At 62.5% G+C, this 21155-nt stretch carries 19 protein-coding genes; 15 read left to right on the plus strand and 4 right to left on the minus strand.

Translation table 11 applies throughout. The features are described from left to right. Positions 1–410 precede the first annotated feature (410 nt). Both M1P90_RS13800 and M1P90_RS13805 read right to left on the minus strand, forming a co-directional pair. Positions 411–1211: an endonuclease/exonuclease/phosphatase family protein gene (locus M1P90_RS13800; protein ID WP_483703237.1), complete on the minus strand. Its 801-nt coding sequence runs from the start codon at positions 1209–1211 to the stop codon at positions 411–413. Between the two features lie 3 nt (positions 1212–1214). Beyond that, the gene (locus M1P90_RS13805) at positions 1215–1844 is read right to left on the minus strand and encodes a DUF2238 domain-containing protein (protein WP_483703238.1); all 630 of its coding nucleotides are present in this window, start codon (positions 1842–1844) and stop codon (positions 1215–1217) included. A gap of 222 nt (positions 1845–2066) precedes the next feature. Here M1P90_RS13805 and M1P90_RS13810 point away from each other — a divergent pair, with 222 nt between their 5' ends. From M1P90_RS13810 to M1P90_RS13845, 8 genes are all read left to right on the plus strand, one after another. Further along, positions 2067–2912 (plus strand): SDR family oxidoreductase, encoded by an 846-nt coding sequence (locus M1P90_RS13810; protein ID WP_483703239.1) that lies wholly within the window; start codon positions 2067–2069, stop codon positions 2910–2912. A gap of 575 nt (positions 2913–3487) precedes the next feature. Next, positions 3488–4027: a hypothetical protein gene (locus M1P90_RS13815; RefSeq protein WP_483703240.1), complete on the plus strand. Its 540-nt coding sequence runs from the start codon at positions 3488–3490 to the stop codon at positions 4025–4027. Between the two features lie 163 nt (positions 4028–4190). Continuing rightward, positions 4191–4541, plus strand: a complete 351-nt coding sequence (locus M1P90_RS13820) for an agenet domain-containing protein (RefSeq protein ID WP_483704646.1) — start codon at positions 4191–4193, stop codon at positions 4539–4541. Positions 4542–5029: 488 nt separating this feature from the next. After that, positions 5030–5557 carry a winged helix-turn-helix domain-containing protein gene (locus M1P90_RS13825; protein ID WP_483699014.1) on the plus strand — a complete coding sequence of 176 codons (528 nt, stop codon included), beginning with the start codon at positions 5030–5032 and terminating at the stop codon, positions 5555–5557. A 7-nt stretch (positions 5558–5564) separates the two neighbouring features. Next, a complete protein-coding gene (locus tag M1P90_RS13830; RefSeq protein ID WP_483701262.1) occupies positions 5565–6092 on the plus strand; it encodes an IS630 family transposase in 528 nt (175 codons plus the stop codon). A 1148-nt stretch (positions 6093–7240) separates the two neighbouring features. Further along, positions 7241–7948, plus strand: a complete 708-nt coding sequence (locus M1P90_RS13835) for an acyl-CoA dehydrogenase family protein (RefSeq protein WP_483703241.1) — start codon at positions 7241–7243, stop codon at positions 7946–7948. Beyond that, positions 7897–8385 (plus strand): acyl-CoA dehydrogenase family protein, encoded by a 489-nt coding sequence (locus M1P90_RS13840; protein WP_483703242.1) that lies wholly within the window; start codon positions 7897–7899, stop codon positions 8383–8385. Before M1P90_RS13835 ends, M1P90_RS13840 begins: the two co-directional genes overlap by 52 nt. Before the next feature lie 132 nt (positions 8386–8517). After that, positions 8518–9723, plus strand: a complete 1206-nt coding sequence (locus M1P90_RS13845) for an acetyl-CoA C-acetyltransferase (protein ID WP_483703243.1) — start codon at positions 8518–8520, stop codon at positions 9721–9723. Positions 9724–9798: 75 nt separating this feature from the next. Here M1P90_RS13845 and M1P90_RS13850 read toward each other — a convergent pair whose 3' ends face one another. Next, positions 9799–13335: a PAS domain S-box protein gene (locus M1P90_RS13850; RefSeq protein WP_483703244.1), complete on the minus strand. Its 3537-nt coding sequence runs from the start codon at positions 13333–13335 to the stop codon at positions 9799–9801. A gap of 248 nt (positions 13336–13583) precedes the next feature. On the opposite strand from M1P90_RS13850, the gene ettA reads away from it, so the two are divergent. After that, a complete protein-coding gene (gene ettA, locus M1P90_RS13855) occupies positions 13584–15257 on the plus strand; it encodes an energy-dependent translational throttle protein EttA (RefSeq protein WP_483703245.1) in 1674 nt (557 codons plus the stop codon). A 97-nt stretch (positions 15258–15354) separates the two neighbouring features. Here the strand turns inward: ettA and M1P90_RS13860 are convergent, their stop codons facing one another. Next, on the minus strand, positions 15355–16290 hold the full coding sequence (locus M1P90_RS13860; protein WP_483703246.1) for an HARBI1 family protein: 936 nt from the start codon (positions 16288–16290) through the stop codon (positions 15355–15357). 338 nt (positions 16291–16628) lie between these two features. Here M1P90_RS13860 and M1P90_RS13865 point away from each other — a divergent pair, with 338 nt between their 5' ends. The 6 genes from M1P90_RS13865 to M1P90_RS13890 all read left to right on the plus strand — a co-directional run bounded on the left by M1P90_RS13865 (position 16629) and on the right by M1P90_RS13890 (position 21079). Next, a complete protein-coding gene (locus M1P90_RS13865; RefSeq protein ID WP_483703247.1) occupies positions 16629–17318 on the plus strand; it encodes a ComEA family DNA-binding protein in 690 nt (229 codons plus the stop codon). 62 nt (positions 17319–17380) lie between these two features. Next, positions 17381–17860 carry a hypothetical protein gene (locus M1P90_RS13870; protein WP_483703248.1) on the plus strand — a complete coding sequence of 160 codons (480 nt, stop codon included), beginning with the start codon at positions 17381–17383 and terminating at the stop codon, positions 17858–17860. Position 17861: 1 nt separating this feature from the next. Next, entirely contained in the window at positions 17862–18212 is a 351-nt protein-coding gene (locus M1P90_RS13875) for a hypothetical protein (RefSeq protein ID WP_483703249.1), read from the plus strand. 436 nt (positions 18213–18648) lie between these two features. Beyond that, positions 18649–19575 carry a helix-turn-helix domain-containing protein gene (locus M1P90_RS13880; protein WP_483703250.1) on the plus strand — a complete coding sequence of 309 codons (927 nt, stop codon included), beginning with the start codon at positions 18649–18651 and terminating at the stop codon, positions 19573–19575. Positions 19576–19949: 374 nt separating this feature from the next. Beyond that, a complete protein-coding gene (locus M1P90_RS13885) occupies positions 19950–20372 on the plus strand; it encodes a helix-turn-helix domain-containing protein (RefSeq protein WP_483698560.1) in 423 nt (140 codons plus the stop codon). 35 nt (positions 20373–20407) lie between these two features. Then, complete coding sequence (locus tag M1P90_RS13890) at positions 20408–21079, plus strand: IS630 family transposase (RefSeq protein WP_483704647.1); 672 nt, start codon at positions 20408–20410, stop codon at positions 21077–21079. Positions 21080–21155: the final 76 nt, after the last annotated feature.

Consider the following 21155-nt stretch of genomic DNA (forward strand, 5'->3'; position numbering starts at 1 on the left):
GAATGTTGCGTGTTGAGTTTGCAGGTACAAGGTTTCACGCTCAATCCCAAAAACCTGATGGGGAACCGCAGAAACAAGCGGTTGGCAGGTGGCCATCGGCAGGGGTGAAGGGTGACACGGTGAAGTTGTAAGCAGTTTTGAGTGTTGAATGTTGAGTGTTGAGTTTGCAGGTACAAGGTTTCACGCTCAATCCCAAAACCCTGATGGGGAACCGCAGAAACAAGCGGTTGGCAGGTGGCCATCGGCAGGGGTGAAGGGTGACACGGTGAAGGGGTGAAAGGGTGAACGTCCCAATCCCAAAACCCCAAACCCTAGACCCGTGCGGGCAGTAACCTTCAGACCCTCTGCGCCCTTTGCGTCTTTGCGGTAATTTCGTCCTTCGTCCGCGGTCGTTCGTCGTTCGTCAGTCGTCAGCCCCAGCGCAGGTGCAGCTCGATCGCATTGTGGTCGGATAAATACCCGCGCCGGCCATTGGCAAAGGCCACCGGCTCACTGAAGGCCATTGCGCTTTCGATTGCCAGGCTCGGCAGCGCGGGTGCGCGCACAAACGCAAAATCAATTGGGCGGGCAAAGCGCGCCGGGATGCCCGGCGGCGTGCGGTGCGTGGGCTGCATCTCGCCCGCGCGTGGGTCGATCATGCCGCTGGCTTGCAGAAACTCGTGGTACAGCCAGCTATCGCGCGGGATGTTGAAATCGCCCGCCGCGATCACCACTGCCTCGGGCGGCTGGGCGCGCACAATTTCGGCAAGCTCGGCGAGCTGGGCTTGCTCGGCCAGCGCGTAGCGGTTGCGCTCGCCCCAGTTGACGCTGTAGTTCGCGTTCAGATGCGTGTTCAGCACCACCACCGGCGTGTTTTCCACCACATGCTGCGTCGCCAGCACGCCCTTATGCAGCGCCCAGTCCATCAGCGCGGGCAGGCCGGCAATGCGCCGTGCCCGGAAGAGCGTAAACCTGTGCGGCGCGAATGGCGCGCGCGCCAGCGTGAACAGCCCGCCCTTCGGTGCGTAAACAAAGGGCTCGGCGGCCTGGTGGGGGTAGGCGGTTGCCGCGCCCGCCAGCATCTTGTGATACGTGCGCGCCTGCACCTCCTGCAAACACACCACGTCGTAGCTGCGCGTGTTGAGTTCCTGCGCGAGGGCGGCCAGCCGGTGGCGCGTGCCGAGCGCGGGCGCACCCAGACAGTTAAAGGTCAGCAGCGAAAAGGACGGCATGCGCTAATTCGCCGCGCGGCGTTTCTTGCCCACCGCCGGCTTGCCGCCCTTCTGATCGACCTTTCGTTCCACCTCGGAGTTCATGCGCTCGTGCAGGCCATACAGGTTCAGCGCCGAGGCCAGCAGCGCGCCCATGCTGTCAAGAATAATGTCGGTGATTGTGTCGAACAGGCCTGAAACGATCTGCTTGGGCGTGAAGAAATCAGCGCCCCACTCAACCACCTCCCACAGCGCGCCCAGCGCAATGCCCAGGCTGGCGATGGTGATGATGAACAGCAATTTGTGCTTGTAGAACGTCGTCATCAGCTCGTCGAACAGCATATAGCCGGTGGCGAGCGTAATGGCGAAAATGGTATAGAAGTGCGCAATCTCGTCATAGGGGCCGGGCTTGTTATATAAATCCCAGGCCCAACCGCCCGCGTTGATCAGCGCCGCAATTACGAAAATCAGGTCGAACAGCGTTGGCAGCTTGCGTTCAAATGCCACAAACAAGAACGACGCGATCAGAAAACCCGCCAGCGACGCCGCCGGCAGCCACTCGCCCTGCACGAGTTCCCACAGCATTGCCGCAGCAAGCAGCGCCTGCCCGACCCAGGCCGCCACCCGGTAGCCGTGCCAGTTTGTACTTCGCATATCGCCTTTCCCCTGCTCCTAAATCCACACGCCAGCTACGAGCGGCGCACCCTGCCCTGTACGATGCAAGTTATGCGCCATTGTGCTCGCAGGAGTCAGAAGTCAGGAATCGGAAGTCAGCTAACTTCTGACGCCGAAGTTTGGCGCGCAACTTGCAGATGCGATCCGGGCGCGGCATTGCTGCGTATAGCCTGGTAGCAACGCAGAAAGGCAACCTAACTTATGGCAGATATGAATGGTAAAACCGCCATCGTCACTGGCGCGACGAACGGCATTGGCAAGGAAACGGCGCTGGGGCTGGCACGGCTGGGCGCACACGTCGTGCTAGTGGGCCGCGATGCGCGCAAGGGCGCTGCTGTGGCCGCCGCGATCAAGGAACAAAGCGGCAACCCCGCGGTCGATTTCCTGCGTGCCGACCTCTCGGCGCAGGCGGAGGTGCGCGCGCTGGCGGACGACATTCTGGCGCGCTACCCGCGTATCGATGTGCTGGTGAACAACGCTGGCGGGGTGTTTGGGCAGCGCCAGCTCACCGCCGACGGCATCGAGCAGACCTTCGCCTTCAACCACCTGGCCTACTTCCTGCTGACCAACCTGCTGCTCGACCGAATAGTGGCCAGCGCGCCCGCCCGCATTGTAAATGTGTCGTCGGCGGCGCACCACATGGGTCAGCTCAACTTCGACGATTTGCAGGGCAAGCAGCACTACAGCGCCTTTCTGGCCTACGGGCGCTCGAAGCTGGCAAACCTGCTGTTCACCTACGATCTCGCGCGCCGCCTCGCTGGCACCGGCGTGACGGTGAATGCCGCGCATCCCGGCGCGGTGGCGACAGGGTTTGCGAAAGGCAATTCCGGGCTGTGGGGCGTATTGTTTGGCATCTTTCGGCCGTTCATGCGCACGCCCGCCGAAGGCGCGCAAACCTCGATCTATCTCGCGTCGGCCCCGGAAGTGGCACATGTAACGGGCATGTACTTCGCCGACCAGCAGCCCGCGCACTCGTCACGCGCCTCGCACGACCGGCAGGCGCAGCAGCAGCTGTGGCAGGTGAGCGCGCAAATGACGGGGATGTAGCTGCGCTCTCTATTCAGAGCAGCTTGCTCAGGCCTTATTGGCAGGTCTTTCCCTGCTGGTGCAGGCCAGCTTGCTCAGGCTGCAAGGCCGCTGGGGCTCGCGCCGCCCCTGCACCCGGCGTCGGGGCTATCGCCCCGAACCCCAAATTTGATGCTGGTGCCAAATCAAAGTGATGCGGTCATGCCTCCGTTATGCTCACCGCTGGCATCAAACGACGAATGAAAAGGCAGCACAAAAAGCTGGTACAGCAGTATTCAACCGATGCCTGTTCTCATCCACAACGGAGGCATGACAGACCGACGTTGAACATGCCAACCGCTTCTCTTTGGGGTCCAGGGGCGATAGCCCCTGGTGCGGGTGCAGGGGCGGCATAGCCCCTGCCGCTCGCCGCGCAGGCGAAACAGCTCGCTCCGAGCAAACACCAACGCCCGCCGCGCAGGCGAAACAGCTCGCTCCGAGCAGGCAGCGCACGGGCGTATCGCACACGCCCACACAAGCCGCCCGCCGCGCAGGCATCCAATAACGATGTATACTTCCCTCAACGACCTGCCACAACACCTACAAGCGAGCGCAGCATGCCAAACAATCTCACCCTGGGCTGGGTTCCCGAACGCACCTGGCTTTTTGCCGTCGGCACCCTTGAATGGAAGCACGCGGCCTCATTCAGTCCATTTCCGCAGGAAAACCGCCGCGACGCCGCGCTGGTCGAGTTTTTTCGCGCGCAGGGCGTGCCCGAAACCCAAATTACGTACCTGCAAGATCGCCAGGCCACCACGCGGCACATTCAGCAGGCATTTGAGGCGCAGCTCGGCGCAGCCGGCGCGGGCGACCTGCTGGTGCTGTACTATTGCGGGCACGGCGGCAAGTACGACGATGGCGCAGCCTACTTCGCCAGCTACGACACCGACTGCGAGGCAAATCGCGGCTGGCTCGTCGACACAATCCCCGCGACGATCGAGCGCTGCTTTGGCGGCGCGCGCGCTGCTGCTCGCCGACTGCTGCTACTCGGGCTGTCTGGCCAACGCCGTCGCCCGCCGTGCGCGCAAGGTTGCCTACGCCAGCCTGACCTCGTCGCTGGCGAGCGAGCTTTCCACCGGCAACTGGACGTTCACTGAAGGACTGCTGGCTGGCCTGCGCGGGCATGCGTTTGTCGATGCTGACACCAACAGCGCAATTACGCTAGGCGAACTGGCCGCGCAGATCGAGGCGAGCCTGGCTTTCGCCGAAGAGCAACTTGCCACCTTCGCCACCGCCAACGGCTTCGACCCGCAGACGGTCGTGGCGGCGGCGCGGCCCCGGCTCGATCCGCGTGTCGGCAACAATGTCGAGGTGCTCTCGGAAGCGGAATGGTACCCGGCGCAGATCATCGACGCGCGCGGCGAGCAGGCCAAGGTGCACTACTACGGCTACGAGGCCAGCGACGACGAGTGGGTGCCGCCAGAAAGAGTGCGAGCGGCTGTGCGCCCGGCATACCGCGTCGGCGCTGCTGTTGAGGTGCACTATAAACGCACATGGTACCCGGCGAAGGTTATCAGCACACGGCTGGGCCTCCACGAGATTCAGTACGACGATTATGGCGCCGAGTGGAATGAGTGGGTCGCCAGCACGCGCATCCGTTTGCCGCAATAGCAGCTATCGCCCCGAACCCTAAATGCCATTCTCTGTTGAAAGCAATTTGCTCAGGCCGCAAGGCCGCTGGATTTGCCTGTCGGCACGGCTTTCCTTCGTTGTGTAAACCAGTGCCAGCTTCAGGCCAGTTTGCTCAAGCCGCAGGGCCGCTGGGGCTCGCGCCGCCCCAGCACCCGGCGTCGGGGCCTTGCCCCGAACCCCAAATCAGTACCAAGTTTAAGCCAGCTTGCTCAGGCCGCAAGGCCGCTGGGGCTCGCGCCGCCCCAGCACCCGGCGTCGGGGCTATCGCCCCGAACCCCAAATTTGATGTGATCGATAAAGCAACCTTTATTTGTCATGCTTCCGTTATGCTCACCGCTGGCATCATTCAACAAACGCAGGCAGCAGCGTCCAAGGCTGGTACAGCAATATTCAGCTGATGCCTGCTCCCATCCACAACGGAGGCATGACAGACCGACTCATACCAAATACGGGTGTATACTTACAGCATGAGACGACTGAAACTGGCTGAACATCTGACGGTTGAGGAACTCGGGCAGCGCTATCGCCAGGCCGCCGATCCTGTCGCTCGCAGTCATTGGCAGATGCTCTGGTTGCTGAGCCAAGGCCGTTCCCCTACCGAAATCGCACAGGTCTGTGGTTACTCGCTGACCTGGTTGTACGCGATTGTCCGCCGCTACAACGCCGATGGTCCTGACCACGTCGGCGACCGCCGTCATCACAACCCTGGCCAGGCTCCGCTGCTCTCGCCCGCCCTGCGTGCCGAACTCGACAAAGCCCTCGAAGGTCCTGCCCCCGATGGTGGCGTGTGGACTGGCCCGAAAGTCGCCGACTGGATGAGCAGCAAGCTCGCTCGAAAGGTACACGCGCCACGCGGCTGGGAAGTCTTGCAGCAGCTTGGTTATCGCTCCTATGTCCCGCGTCCGCGCCATATCAAGGCCGATACTGAGGCGCAAGAGCAGTTTAAAAAAAACGCTTCCGCAAGCCGTCGCCCAGATCCAAGCCGAGCATCCTGACGCCAGCGTGGAGGTCTGGGGCGAGGATGAACATCGCATCGGCCTCAAACCGATCCTGCGGCGGGTCTGGTGCAAGAAAGGGCAGCGGCCACTTGTGACGGTTCAGCCGCGTTACAAATGGACCTACCTGTATGGGTTTGTCTGTCCGCAACGGGGCGAGAGTTTCTGGCTGCTGCTGCCACGGGTCGCGGTGGCAGTGTGGACGCTGGTGCTGGCCGAGTTTGCCGCTGCAGTCGGGGCTGGTCCGAGCAAACAGATTGTGCTGGTGATCGATCAAGCCGGCTGGCACAGTAGCAGTAAGGTGGTAGTACCGCAAGGCGTGCATGGAGTGTTTCAGCCGCCGTATTCGCCGGAGGTGCAGCCGGCCGAACGGTTGTGGACATTGAGCGACGAAGCGCTGGTGAATGAGCATTTCAGTGATTTGGACGCCTTGATTGAGGCACAAACAGAACGCTGCCGTCGCTTGCGTGAGCAGCCGGAGATCATTCGCACGCACACCCTCTTTCACTGGTGGCCCAAACCGACCATACCATAAGTGTTCACCCGTATTTGGTATCAGTACCTTCTTTAAGCCAGCTTGCTCAGGCCGCAAGGCCGCTGGGGCTCGCGCCGCCCCAGCACCCGGCGTCGGGGCTATCGCCCCGAACCCCAAATTTGATGTGATCGATAAAGCAACCTTTATTTGTCATGCTTCCGTTATGCTCACCGCTGGCATCATTCAACAAACGCAGGCAGCAGCGTCCAAGGCTGGTACAGCAATATTCAGCTGATGCCTGCTCCCATCCACAACGGAGGCATGACAGACCGACTCAGTACCAAGTTTAAGCCAGCTTGCTCAGGCCGCAAGGCCGCTGGGGCTCGCGCCGCCCCAGCACCCGGCGTCGGGGCTATCGCCCCGAACCCCAAATTTGATGCTGGTGCCAAATCAAAGTGATGCGGTCATGCCTCCGTTATGCTCACCGCGGGCATCAAACGGTGAATGAAAAGGCAGCACAAAAAGCTGGTACAGCAGTATTCAACCGATGCCTGCTCCCATCCACAACGGAGGCATGACAGACCGACTCAGTACCAAGTTTAAGCCAGCTTGCTCAGGCCGCAAGGCCGCTGGGGCTCGCGCCGCCCCAGCACCCGGCGTCGGGGCTTTGCCCCGAACCCCAAATTTGATGCTGGTGCCAAATCAAAGTGATGCGGTCATGCCTCCGTTATGCTCACCGCGGGCATCAAACGGTGAATGAAAAGGCAGCACAAAAAGCTGGTACAGCAGTATTCAACCGATGCCTGCTCCCATCCACAACGGAGGCATGACAGACCGACGTTGAACATGCCAACCGCTTCTCTTTGGGGTCCAGGGGCGATAGCCCCTGGTGCGGGTGCAGGGGCGGCATAGCCCCTGCCGCTCGCCGCGCAGGCGAAACAGCTCGCTCCGAGCAAACACCAACGCCCGCCGCGCAGGAGAAACAGCTCGCTCCGAGCAAACACCAACGCCCGCCGCGCAGGCGAAACAGCTCGCTCCGAGCAAAGCAACATCGCTCGCCGCGCAGGCGAGGCAGCGCACGGGCGTATCGCATACGCCCACACCCGCCGCGCAGGCGAGGCAGCGCACGGGCGTATCGCATACGCCCACACAAGTCGCGCAGTGCTATACTACAGGCGCAAACCTGCGCCAACCAAAGGCAGCGCCGCATGAAACGCACCCTGTTCGACGCCGAGCACCTGATGCTTCGTGACGCATTCCGCGCCTTCCTCGCCCACGAGGTCGCGCCGCACTATGCCGCCTGGGAGGCGGCCGGCTGCGTCCCGCGCGAGCTATGGCGCGCGGCCGGGCGGGCCGGCTTTCTTGGGCCAAGCGTGCCCGAGCAGCACGGCGGCGCCGGCCTGAGCGACTACCGCTACAACGCCGTGATCGTCGAGGAGCTGGCGCGCGGCGGCTTCATGGGCATCGGCATGCCCGTCCACAACGACATCGTCATCCCCTACATCGTGCGCTACGGCACGCCCGCCCAGCAGGCGCGCTGGCTGCCGGGCCTCGCCAGCGGCGCGCTCGTCGGCGCGATTGCCATGACCGAGCCGGGCGCAGGCAGCGACCTGGCCGGCATCCAGGCCAGCGCCGTGCGCGATGGCGACGCCTATGTATTGAATGGGCAAAAAACGTTTATCTCGAATGGAATCCTGGCCGATGTGGTAATTGTGGTGGCCCGAACCGAACCCGGCCGCGGAAGCCGGGCATCAGCCTGCTTGTGGCAGAGCGCGCCATGCCCGGCTTTCGGCGCGGGCGCAACCTCGAAAAGATCGGCCTGCACGCGCAGGACACCGCCGAGCTGTTCTTCGACGACGTGCGCGTGCCCGATGAAAATGTGCTGGGCGCGCCCGGCGCTGGCTTCGCCTGCCTGATGCAGCAGCTCCCCCAGGAGCGCCTGACCATCGCCGTCAGCGCGATTGCCGCCGCCGAGGCCGCGCTGGCGTGGACCGTCGAGTACTGCAAGGGGCGCAGCGCCTTCGGCCAACCGATCAGCAATTTCCAGAACACGCGCTTTGTGCTGGCCGAGCTGAAGACCGAAATCGCCGTTGGGCGCACTTTCATCGACCAGTGTATTCTTGCGCATAACAACGGCCAGCTCAGCGCCGACGAGGCCGCCATGGCCAAGTGGTGGAGCACCGAGCTGCAGCAGCGCGCCGTCGATCGCTGCCTGCAGCTGCACGGCGGCTACGGCTACATGCGCGAATACCCGATTGCGCGCCTTTACCTCGACTCGCGCGTCCAAACCATCTATGGCGGCACGACGGAGATCATGAAAGAGATTATTGGCCGGGCAATCTTTGAGAGTTAGAAGGTTAGAAGGTTACAGGTTAGAAAGTTAACTTGCCAACCTGCAACATGCAACTTGCCAACCTGTAACGGGCGTATCGCATACGCCCCGGCGGCAACCTTCAAACTTGCCAACATGAAACGGAGTTTCCTAATGACCGACGCATATATTTTCGACGCGATCCGCACGCCGCGTGGGCGCGGCAAAGCCGACGGCGCGCTCCACCCGGCCAAGCCGGTCGTGCTGGCGGTGGGCTTGCTGCACGAGCTCCAGCGCCGCAACGGCTTCGACACCGCCGAGGTAGAAGACGTGGTGCTCGGCTGCGTCACGCCAATTGGCGAGCAGGGCGGCGATATTGCCAAAACAGCGGCGCTGGCTGCCGGGTGGGATTGGCGCGTAGCGGGCGTGCAGATCAACCGCTTCTGCGCGAGCGGGCTTGAGGCTGTGAACCTTGCCGCGATGAAAGTGCGCTCGGGCTGGGAAGAGCTGATTGTCGCGGGCGGGGTCGAGTCGATGTCGCGCGTGCCGATGGGCAGCGATGGCGGCGCGCTCTTTACCGACCCGGAAGTGGCCGAGACGGTTGGCTTTGTGCCGCAGGGTATCGGTGCCGACCTGATCGCCACGCTGGGCGGCTTCACCCGCGCCGACGTGGATCGCTTTGCCTGCGATTCGCAGCAGAAGGCCGTGCGCGCCCGTGCCGAGGGCTATTTCACGCGCTCGATCATCCCGGTGCGCGACGCGCAGGGCGGCACGCTGCTCGCGGAAGACGAGTTCATCAAGCCGGGCACGACGATGGAAGGGCTGGCGGGGCTGCGGCCAGCATTCGCGGCCATGGGCGCGGCTGGCTTCGACGCGGTGGCGCTGGGCAAATACCCGCAGGCCGGGCAGATCGCGCATGTCCACACCGCTGGCAACTCGTCGGGCATTGTCGATGGCGCGGCGCTGCTGCTGGTGGGGTCGGCCGCCAGGGGCGAGGCGCTGGGCCTGCGCCCGCGCGCACGCATTGTCGCCGCCGCGCTCACCGGCGCCGAGCCGACCATTATGCTCACCGGGCCGGCCCCTGCTGCGCGCAAGGCGCTTGATCGCGCCGGGCTGCGCTTCGAAGATATCGACCTGTTCGAGGTGAACGAGGCTTTTGCCGCCGTGGTGCTGCACTTCCAGCGCGAAACGGGTGTGCCCTGGGAAAAGATCAATGTCAACGGCGGGGCGATTGCGCTTGGCCACCCGCTTGGCGCAACCGGCGCGATGCTGCTCGGCACTCTGCTCGACGAGCTGGAGCGGCGCGAGCTGCGGCGCGGGCTGGCGACCCTCTGCGTCGGCGGGGGCATGGGCATTGCGACAATTATTGAGCGTGTGTAGGCACAATTCCAATAGAATTACGCACTACGCACTATGAATAAGTAGAGCGTAGTGCGTAGTGCATAGTTGGGCAAGCTACGAGGCCAGCGCGCCGTCGGCCGGCTGAAGCTCGCCCAGCCAGTGTTCGAGCACCTGCCGCAGCTCATTCTGGCGCACCGGCTTGCTCAGGTAATCGTCCATCCCCGCGGCTAGGCACGCCTCGCGGTCGCCCTGCATGGCGTTCGCCGTCATCGCCACAATCGGCGTGCGGCGCAGGCCCGCCGCCCCTTCGCGCTCGCGAATGGCGTGCGTGGTGGCAAAACCATCCATCTCGGGCATCTGGCAATCCATCAGGATCAGCGCAAACTGCCCGCCGCCCGCCAGCACCTCCAGCGCGGCGCGGCCATTCGGCGCGACCTGCACCTCGAAGCCCAGCTTCGATACCTGAAGTTTGGCAAGCTGCTGATTCACCGGGTGGTCTTCGACCAGCAGGATCTGCCGCTCGTCGCGCAGTGCCCCGGCGCTGCCGGCCCCTCTGCCCGGCGCATCTCCTTTGGCTGCCTCGCGCCCGCTGAGCGTTTGCGCCAGCACATCGAAAAGCTGCGACTGCCTGGCCGGGCAGGGTAAAAAGGCCGCAAAGCCCGCCTCCAGCGCCCGCGCGCCGAGCTCGCGATCGCCGCCACGTGTCAGCAGAATGCACTGCGTGCGCGCCGAGCGCGGCTCGTTCAGCACTGCGCGCGCCAGCGAAAAGGGATTCACGCCCGGCGCGCTGGCCGAAATAAACACAAGGTCGAAGGGATTTCCGGCCTGCGCCGCCTGCCGCACACTCGCCAGCGCATTGTTGCCGTCTTCGGCCACTGCCAGATCAATGCGCCAGGCAGACAGGTAGCGCTTGAGCTGTGCCTGAGCCGCCGCGCCTTCGCCAACCACCAGCGCGCGCAGGCCGGCAAGCTGAATACTTTCCTGCGATCGCGCCCACAACGGCGGGCAGCCCATCCGCACCGTGAACCAGAAGGTCGCGCCCACCCCTGGCGCGCTTTCCGCGCCCATCTCACCGCCCATCAGCTCCACCAGGCGGCGGCTAATCGCCAGGCCCAGGCCAGTGCCGCCGTAGCGGCGCGTGATCGAGCCATCCGCCTGCATAAACGGCTCGAACAGGCGCTGGCGCGTCGCTTCCGAAAAGCCAATGCCCGTGTCGCGCACGGTGAAGCGCACCACCGCCTCGGCACCCTCGATGCGCTTGAGTTCGGCATGCACCGCGATCTCGCCCCGCTCGGTAAACTTCACCGCGTTGCCCAGCAAGTTCAGCAGCACCTGCCGCAGCCGCCCCGCATCGCCAGAAAGCCACGGCGGCAGCTCGGATGATGCGCTCACGCTGAGCGCCAGACCTTTTTCCTGCGCGCGCTGGGCCAGCAGGCTGGCCGCGCTTTCCAGCAGTGGCAGCGGCTTGAAGTCGAAGCGCTCGATCACCAGCTTGCCAGCCTCGATCTTCGAGAAATCGAGAATATCGTTGATGATCGTCAGCAGCGCCTGCGCCGAATCCTGCACCACCGAGACGAATTCGCGCTGCTCGTAATCGAGCGTTGTGTCGCTGAGCAGCTCGAGCATGCCAAGAATGCCATTCATTGGCGTGCGGATCTCGTGGCTCATGGTGGCAAGAAACTCCGACTTCAGGCGCGACGACTCAAGCGCCTGGTCGCGCGCCGCCGCCAATTCGGCCTCGAAGCGCTTGCGCTCGGTAATGTCGCGCAGAATGACGGTCAGGGTCTGGTCGTCGCCGCTGCCCACCTGCGAAAGCGAAGCTTCCAGCGGGAACAGCTCGCCATCGGCGCGCAGGCCATTCACGGCGCGCACGCCACTCATTTTGTGCATGCCAGGCTGCCTGGCGCTAAAATCATCGATCAAGCGCTGATGGATATGGCGCGCATCTGCGGGGATGAAACGGTCGAGCGGCTGGCCCAGCGCCTCGGCAGCGCTGCAGCGGAAAATGCGCTCGGCACCGGCATTCCAGATCACAACATTCCGCCGCGCATCGAGCGAAATAATCGCGTCGTGCGCCGACTCAACAATATTTGAAAGCCGACTCTGGCTGATGCGCAGCGCTTCCTCGGTGCGGATGCGGTCGAGCGCGCCGCCGCAGTGGTCGGCCAGGGCCTGCAGCGCGCCCAGATCGTCGCTGGTGTAGGCGTGCGGCGCGTAGCTCTGGATCGAAAGAATGCCCACGGGCGTCTCGCCATCGTGGATGGGTACAAACATCAGCGACATCGACCGGCGCGCAGCATCGCCGAAGGGCACCAAATCCGCTGCCGGGCACTCGTCTTCATCGCGCAGAATGAGCTGCGGGCCATCTTCCAGAACGGAATGGTCGGTTGCGGTGGGCTCGCGCAGCGGCGCAAGCGGAACCTCGGCGCGCACGCCACCGATGATGTCGTAAAACAGGATGTTGCGCGTGGTCCTGGTGGTGGCATCGTAGAGGCTGAGCGCAAATGCATCCCAGCCCAGCAACTCGTCGGCAACATGCGCAAGGATCTGCGCAGCATCGCGGGGGCTGGCGGCGGCGCTGAGCTGGCGGCCCAGCGAGGCAAACGCCAGGCTGCGCTGCTCGGCGCGCTTGCGCTCGGTTATGTCGAGCGCGAAGCCCTGTACAAAGGCCGGCTGGCCCTGAATGTCGTGGACGATCTTCATGCTGTCGTGCACCCAGACAACCCGGCCATTGCGCGCCAGCATGCGGTACTCGCAGCGGTTGTCGCCGCCAAGCGCCCCGATCTGGCCTTTTTCCGCCAGCACGCGCTTGCGATCCTCGGGGTGCAGCTGGTTGAACCACAGTGAAGAGTCTTGCAGCCATTCTTCCTGCCGGAAGCCCAGCATCTTTTCGATCTGCGGGCTGACATAGGTGGTGTGGAAGCCATCGAGCGCGCCGGTATAGGTGATTGCCGGCATCTGCTCGACCAGGCTGCGGTAGCGCGTTTCGCGCTCGTGCAGCACCGTTTGCAGCCGATCTTCGAAGCGGATGAGCTGCGCCATCAGCTGCGAAAGCAGGCGCAGCTCGGGCTGCACGGGCGGCAGCTGGGCGCGCGCGGTGTGCAGCGCTTCGAGCTTGTCGGGGCGATAGTGCGAAATCACGCCTGCGAGCAGATCGAGCACTTCGTTCACAATCGCCGGCTCGAAGGTCCAGAACGTGGAGAAGCGGCGGGTCGCCTCATCAATCGCGGTGCTGTGCTGATCTTGCCCGCACAGCACAAAGGAAAAGCGCGGCGCGAGCGCGCACACAAACCACTCCTGGCGCAGCGGGTCGTCGCCCACCAGCCTGACGCGAATTTCGCGGGCGTGCTGGTCGTCGCCAAGTGTGCCGCCCGAAAAGATGCACACCTGCTGGGCCACATCGGCCAGCGCGCGGTAGCGCTCGGTTTCGCGCCGCCAGTGGCTCGATTCCTGAAAGCCAGTCAGCAGCACGGCCGGCATCTGCTCGCGCAGAATAATATCTTCGAGCGTGTGCGACACATGCACCAGCGTGGCTTTGGTCGCTTCAAACACCTCGACACGCTGGCCGAAATGGGTTCGCAGATGCTCAAACAGCGAGATCGACATATTCGCCGCGCCTGGCTCAGCAGCCATCGTACCTGGATGGTTCATCGCCAGCCTCCTTTGCTACACGATTGTGTGACGCCGCTCCCCGGGCAGAGCGGGCGGTGCGCCCCGAATGCGCCTGCATTCAGGATAGCAAGGCCGCGCCGCGAACTCTAGCGCCAAGATGAAACCGAGATTACGCATCGGTTGCGGAACGTGCGCGACTCGATTGCGCCGCCGCAATCTTCCGCGCGCCGCGAAAAGTCTGGTATCATGCGCGGGCAAGAATAACGCAAAGGAACAAGCAAAACCCTATGACAGAGCCAAAAATCATTTTCTCCATGGTGCGCGTCAAGCGCATCGTGCCACCCAATCGCGAGATCATCCGCGACATCTCGCTTTCGTTCTACTACGGCGCGAAGATCGGCGTGCTGGGCCTCAACGGCGCGGGTAAATCCACGCTGCTGCGGATCATGGCCGGGGTGGACAAAGATTACCTGGGCGAGGTGGTGATGTCGCCGGGCGTGAGCGTGGGCCTGCTGGAGCAGGAGCCGCAGCTCGACGCGAGCAAAACTGTGCGCCAGGTGGTGGAAGAAGCCGTGCAGCCGGTTGTCGACCTGCTGGCGCGCTACGAAGCGATCAACGAGAAATTTTCCGACCCCGACGCCGACTTCGACGCGCTGATTGCCGAGCAGGCCGAGCTGCAAGACCAGCTCGACCGCGTGGACGCCTGGAACCTCGACGGCAAGCTGGAAGTGGCAATGGACGCGCTGCGCTGCCCGCCCGGCGATACACCGATTGGCGTGCTTTCGGGTGGCGAACGCCGCCGCGTTGCGCTGACCCGCCTGCTACTCACCGAGCCCGACATTCTGCTGCTCGACGAGCCGACCAACCACCTCGACGCCGAGTCGGTGCTGTGGCTGGAAAAACATTTGCAGCAGTACAAAGGCACCGTCATCGCCGTCACCCACGACCGCTACTTCCTCGACAATGTGGCCGAGTGGATTCTGGAGCTGGATCGCGGCCACGGCATCCCCTGGAAGGGCAATTACTCGTCGTGGCTCGAGCAGAAGCAGCAGCGCCTGGCGCAGGAAGAAAAAACCGACAGCAAGCGCCAGAAAACCTTGCAGCGCGAGCTGGAATGGATCCGCATGGCACCGCGCGCGCGCCAGGCCAAGGGTAAGGCCCGCGTGAACGCCTACGAAAGCCTGCTGAATCAGGAAACCGAACAGCGCCGCGAAGATCTCGAAATCTACATCCCGCCGGGGCCGCGCCTGGGCGACAATGTGATCGAGCTGAAGGGCGTGAGCAAGGCTTTTGGCGAGAAGCTGCTGATCGACAACCTCGACCTGTCGATCCCGCCCGGCAGCATTGTGGGCATTATTGGCCCGAACGGCGCGGGCAAATCCACCCTGCTGAAGCTGATCGCCGGGATCGACAAGCCCGACGCGGGCGCAGTAAACGTGGGCGAAACCGTGCAGCTCGCGTATGTCGAGCAGATGCGCGACTCGCTCGACAGCGAGCACAGCGTGTGGGAAGAGATTTCGGAGAAGAACGAAATTCTGGCGCTGGGCAGCCGCAAAATGCAATCGCGCGCGTATGTGGCCAGCTTCAACTTCCTGGGTTCCGACCAGCAGAAAAAGGTGGGCGTGCTTTCGGGCGGCGAGCGCAACCGCGTGCTGCTGGCAAAAATGCTCAAGCAGGGCGCGAACGTGATCATGCTCGACGAGCCGACCAACGACCTGGACGTGAACACGCTGCGCGCGCTGGAAGAAGCGATCGAGCAGTTCGCGGGCTGCGCAATTGTGGTGTCGCACGACCGCTGGTTTCTCGACCGGGTGGCGACGCACATTCTGGCCTTCGAGGGCGAGAGCGACGTGCGCTGGCACATTGGCAACTTCTCCGACTACGAGGACGATCGGCGCAAGCGGCTGGGCAAGGATGCCGACACGCCGCACCGCATCACCTACCGCAAGCTGCATCGCTAGGCGGGGGATGGGAGATGGGAGGATGGGAGGATGGGTTAGCGACGAATGACCAAGCTCTTGTCGTCGATCAACGCTAATCAATAGACATTATCCCGATTTAAGAATGAATAGATGGCCAAGGGTTGGTTCGAACACGGAAATTGTGTAAACCGCAACTCACTTCCATCACCATATCTTTGAGCCCGTCTTTCCACAGACGTATCGTGTCTTTGACTATTCGACAGCGTTTCACACTCCTGATCACGTGTTCTGCCACAATTCGACGCTGTGCAACCAGGCGGTTGTGCGCTTTCTGTTCGGCGGTCAGTTCGCCACCCTTCGGCTTCTTGAATGGACGTGTGTGCTCCACACCCGCCAGTTCGTAGCCGAGAAAGCCCAGATCATCGACCAGTTCGCTGCCCTCTGCCAACGGGTAGGGCGTCAGATCAGCAATCGCCTTGTCGTGAACACTCCCTTCGAAGGTATCACTCAGAAACAGGATCATCAACGCGCGGATCAGCAGTACATTCTTGACTGTATGGCGCTTGCTCTTGCCGCTGTAGAAACTGCTCTGGTCGGCTGGGTCACTGGGACGGTGGATTGGTCGTTCGGTGCCATCGTGAAAAAAAGGGGTCGCGAATGCTTCAGACGAGAGCGCAGTGAGGCGTTCTTTCAAGTCGGCAAGGTTGCGTGAGGGCAAGTCGCCCAGGCTCGCCAGTGCAGCATGGAGCGCAGGCAGCAGCGCCTGGATCCACTGGTTGGCTTTCGGCTGGCCCATGCCAAAGGCAGCGCCGTGAAAGGTCTGGGTCGCGGCTTGCTTGAAATAGGTCAGGATGAAGAGCAGGCGATCTTCTTTGGAGGGCAAGGGGCAGGTTGCATACTGGCTATAGCGCCGACCAGTGCGGGGCTTGCCCTCGAGCGTCCAGTCACGCATTCGCGCAAGAAAGGCAGTTTCAAAGGGGACGGCGAGGATATCAAACTCTTCAACCGTCAAGCTGGTCAAATCAAGGATCCGATACGCCTTGTCGCGTTCTATTTCATATCGTAATGGCATGACATTGCTCCTTCTGTTTGGAGAGATATCATATCATAAATCGGGATAATCTCTAATGCTGCTGACTCCTGAATGCTGACGGCTGACTCCTGAAACAAGCGCGAATGCTCGTACCTGCGGGCGTTCGCGCTTTTTTGCGCCCGAAAATGCCGGCGTTGGGCGCCCTGCGCTCGCAATGCCGCAGCGACAGGCGCAGCCCCAGGCTGGCGGTGGCGCGCTTATCATTTTCACACCATCCCTTAACAATTTCCGAACAAGCTGCTGGTACGATATGTGCGAGGCTTCTCCCGGCCCGATGGACGGGCCACTATCGATGCTTGAATGGAAAGGGCTTCCGAATGAAATCAGTGATACAGCGCGCCGGCCTGCTGAGTGCGGGCGCACTCGCCGCGATTGCGCTGGCCGCGTGCGGCGGCGCAGCCACCAGCACGCCCACCAGCGCGCCGGCTGCTGCCACCAGCGCCCCAGCCGCAACTGCCGCCGCCGAGCCAACTGCCGCGACCGTCGCCGAGCCAACTGCTGCTATGGCAGCCGAGCCAACTGCTGCTATGGCAGCCGAGCCAACTGCCGCCACGGCTGCCGAGCCAACCGCCGCTGCCGCGCCAACTGCCGCCACGGCTGCCGAGCCGACCGCCGCTGCCGCGCCAGCCGCAACGAATAGCAAGCTCGACCTGAACAGCGTCACCGAGGAGCAGCTGCTGGCGACGATCCCGGGCTTTGGCAGCCGCATGGTGCGCGAGTTTATGGAATATCGGCCCTACACCACGATTTTGCAGTTCCGCAAAGAAATCGGCAAGTATGTCAGCACCGACGTTGTGACTGAGTACGAGAAGTATGTGTATGTGCCGGTGAGCGTGAACGATGCCGATGCCGCGACGCTCCAGCAGATCCCGGGCGTGGACGCCGCTGCCGCCGACGCGCTCGTTGCCGCGCGGCCCTACGCCGACAATGCGGCTTTCCTCGCCAAGCTGCAGGAAGTGGCCCCCAGCGTCGACGCCGCGCTGGCGCAGAGCTTCCTGGCGCAGTAATCTCGCATGGGCAGGCGGCGCATGCGCTGCCTGCCCCAATTTCGCAGGCGAAAGGAACGCGTATGAACGACGCAACGATTGTACAGCGGCTCAGGAATTTCCTGTTTGGCCTGGCCGCGTTTATGTGCGCGGGCACAATTGTCGAGCTGCTGCTGGCCAAACACTTCGACGAGCCGATGCAGATCGTGCCATTTGTGCTGTGTGCAGCCGGCATTGTGGTGGTGTTTCTGGCGTGGCGGCGGCCCAGCCGTGGCGCCTTGCAGGCGCTGCGCGGCGTGATGGCGCTGCTGGTGCTGGGCAGCCTGATCGGGGTCTACGAACATATCGAAAGCAATCTGGAGGTTGTGCGCGAAGTGCAGCCAACCGCCGCCGCCAGCACGGTGCTGCTGAAAACGCTCACCGGGGCCGCGCCGCTGCTTGCGCCGGGCATTCTGGCGCTGGTGGCACTACTGGCGATTGCTGCCACCTACTACCATCCGGCGCTGTTAGGCAGCACGGCCGCACCCGCACGCTTTTCCACCCGCTCAAACAAAGAAGCGTAACATGAAACAGATCGGTCGCACAATCATTATTCTGGTCGCCGCCGCGCTGGTGTGCGGCGCGGCCTACGCGCTGGCGGGCAATCGCGCCTCCGGCTTCGACCGCCAGCCACCCGGCTTTGAGCAGCAGGCTGGTGGCGCGAACGGCGCGCCTGCTGGGGCGCCACGCCGGCCCGGTGGCTTTGAAGGGCGCGGCGGTGATCGCGGCGGCAGCTTCCTGGGCGGCGTTTTCGAGGTGCTGCGCAGCCTGCTGATTGTGGCAGTGGTGGCGGCGCTGGCCCTGCCAGTCGTGCGCCTGTTCACCCGGCGTCGCGCTGGTTCGCCCGCCGAGGGCGAGGATATTGCCGCGCCGTAGCGCAGTTCGCAGAACCACGGAACCAAACGGTCGGCAGTAGGCAGTAGGCAACGATTGAGCGGGTGAAGGGGTGAAAGGGTGAGCGCCCCAATCCCAAAACCCCAAACCCTAGACCCCTGCGGGCAGTAACCTGCAAACCCTCTACGCCCATTGCGGTAAAACTGGCCTTCCGCTGCGCCCTTCGATACGCGCTTCGCGCACTCAGGACGCTATAAATGGTGGCTCTCAAACCTGCAACCTGCAACCTGCAACCTGCAACCTGCAACCTGCAACCTGCAACCTGCAACTTCCAAATCCTCCGTGCCTCTGTGTCTCCGTGGTGAATTACCATTCGTCGTTCGTCAACAGGGGCGTAATATTCTCGTCGCGCGTTCGTCATACCAACAAACACAACCGCGCTGGCGGTGCTGTTTCGTTGAATGGAAGGAGCATCGCGATGGAGAAGAACGCTGCGCTGTACGACCTGTTTATGGATGCCGCTGGCGCGATCTACACCGCGCTGGCGGCAGCGCCACCCAAGCCCGCGCCGGTGCTGCTGCAATTGCGCGCCGGTCTGGCCGAAAGCCCAGGCTGGTTTCTGGTGCAGGCCAGCGAGTTTGCCCCCGAGCCGCTGACGGCGGAACTGCTGCGAGTGCGCGATATCTACGCTTCCGAGCGGATCGTGGCGGCGCTGCTGGAGCTGATGGCTGGCGAGGGCTGGCTCGAACGCAACGCCGCCGGGCATTATGCGCTGGCCGAAGCCGGGCGCGATCTGCTGGCCACGCGCCGGGCATCCCGCGCCGCCGCCCTGGCCGAAACTGCGCTGCTGCCGCCCGCCGAGCTTGCCCGCCTGCGCGCCCTGCTGGAAAAGCTGATCGACGCCAGCCTGAGCAGCCCCAGCCCGCCTGGCACATGGTGCCTGGCCCACTCGCGCCGTCGCGCACCCGCCCCCGACTCCCCGCCGCTGATGCACCTGCTCCAGTTCTTCGACGACATCAACGCCTTTCGCGACGACGCGCACATGGCGGCGTGGCAGCATTTCGGGCTGGCGGGCTATGCCTGGGAGGCCTTTGCGCTGCTGTGCGGCGGCGCGGCGCACACGGCTGCGCAAGTGTTCGAACAGCTCCAGCATCGCGGCTACTCGCGGGCCGAATATGGCGCGGCGCTAAACCAACTGGCTGAGCGCGGCTGGCTGGAGCACACCGGAGACAGCTACCAGCCCACGGAAACCGGCCGGGCCGCGCACAGCAGCGCCGAGCGCCTGACCGATCTGTATTTCTACCGGCCCTGGGAGGTATTGAGCAGCAGTGAGGAAAATGAGCTTCATGCGCTGCTGTGCCGCCTGCGCGACAGCGCGCCCGCTGAGAAGGAAGAAGCTGCCTAGAGGATCGTGCAGCGTGCAGCGACGAAGGACGGAGGACGAAAGACCAACTGTCCTGACGAAAGACGAAGGACGGAGGACGAAAGAGCAAGGTGCGCTTCGTCTTTCGTCGGAGCTATACGCACGACGCACGACGCACTCTGATGCCAAAACATAGTGCGTCGTGCGTAGCCTTATTGATTCACTCAGTGCTCTGGAAATAAGTTATTTCATACAACGGGCAAGCTTCCAGGAAGCTCATCTGGGTATCAGGTTGAAGCAAAACTGGCTTGAGCTTCCTGGAAGCTGAGTACAGGGAAATTTGTTTTCCAAAGTACTCAGTACTTCGTAAACTAAATTTCCTTGCATTCTTCCGGCAGTCTTGGTAGACTGACCGTATGAAAAAACAGCACCTGACACTCACTGATGACGACCGCTCAACACTCGAAACGCTATTGTCGAAAGGCAGCTTGAGCGCTCGCACGTTCAAACGTGCCACTGCCTTGCTTGAACTTGATCGTGGTAAAACGCTTCAAGATGCCGCGTCCACGCTCGGTGTGACCTACAACGCAGTGGCTGCCTGGCGTGACGGCTACAAAACCTCTGGCTTACGCTGCCTTGACGACGCGCCTCGCTCTGGTCGTCCGACCTTGATCGATGGCGCGCAGCGTGCCAAAATCACCGCGCTCGCCTGTAGCGATGCGCCAGCGGGTCATGCTCGCTGGTCGTTGCGTCTGCTCGCCGAAAAGGTGGTTGAAGCCGGGCTGTGCGAGCAGATTTCGCATACCTTTGTTGCTGATGTCCTAAAAAAAACGAACTAAAACCGCATCTTAAAGACACCTGGTGCATTGGTCGTATTGACGCTGCCTTTTTGGCGCATCTCGAACAGATCCTGGCGCTGTATGCGCTGCCCTATGATCCCGCCTATCCCGTGGTGTGCTTTGATGAACGACCGTGCTTTTTGATTGGCGAGATCTTGCTGCCGCGACCGATGCGCAAAGGCGAGATTGAGAAACAACACTATGAATACGAAAAGCTTGGCTCGTGTGCGCTGCTTGCGGCGATCGAGCCGCTGACGGGACGACGGCTTGGGCAGGTCTCTGAGCGGCGCACCAAGCGCGAGTTCATGCAGTTTTGTCAGCAGATCGCGGCTGCCTATCCGCAAGCCAAGCGCATCCGATTGGTTCTCGACAATCTCAACACCCACAATGCCTCGTCGTTCTATGAACACTTGAGTGCCGAGGAAGCGTTTGCGCTCACTGAGCGCTTCGAGTTCACCTATACACCCAAAGGGGCCAGTTGGTTAAACATGATCGAGTGCGAGTTTTCAGCAATCTCGCGCCAATGCCTGGCTCGACGGATCGCGACAATTGAAGTCCTGCGCAGCGAAGTGCTCGCCTTACTTGACGAACGCAGTACCAAGGGTATCAAGATCCACTGGCAGTTCGGCATCCAAGCGGCACGTGCCAAATTCAATCGGCACTATACTCGTATCAATTCCCTAAATCAGAAATACAAGGAAACTTAGTTGACAGAGTACTCAGTACTTTGGAAAATAAGTTATTTCATACAACGGGCAAGCTTCCAGGAAGCTCATCTGGCCA

The organism is Kouleothrix sp. 19917 (assembly GCF_057073505.1).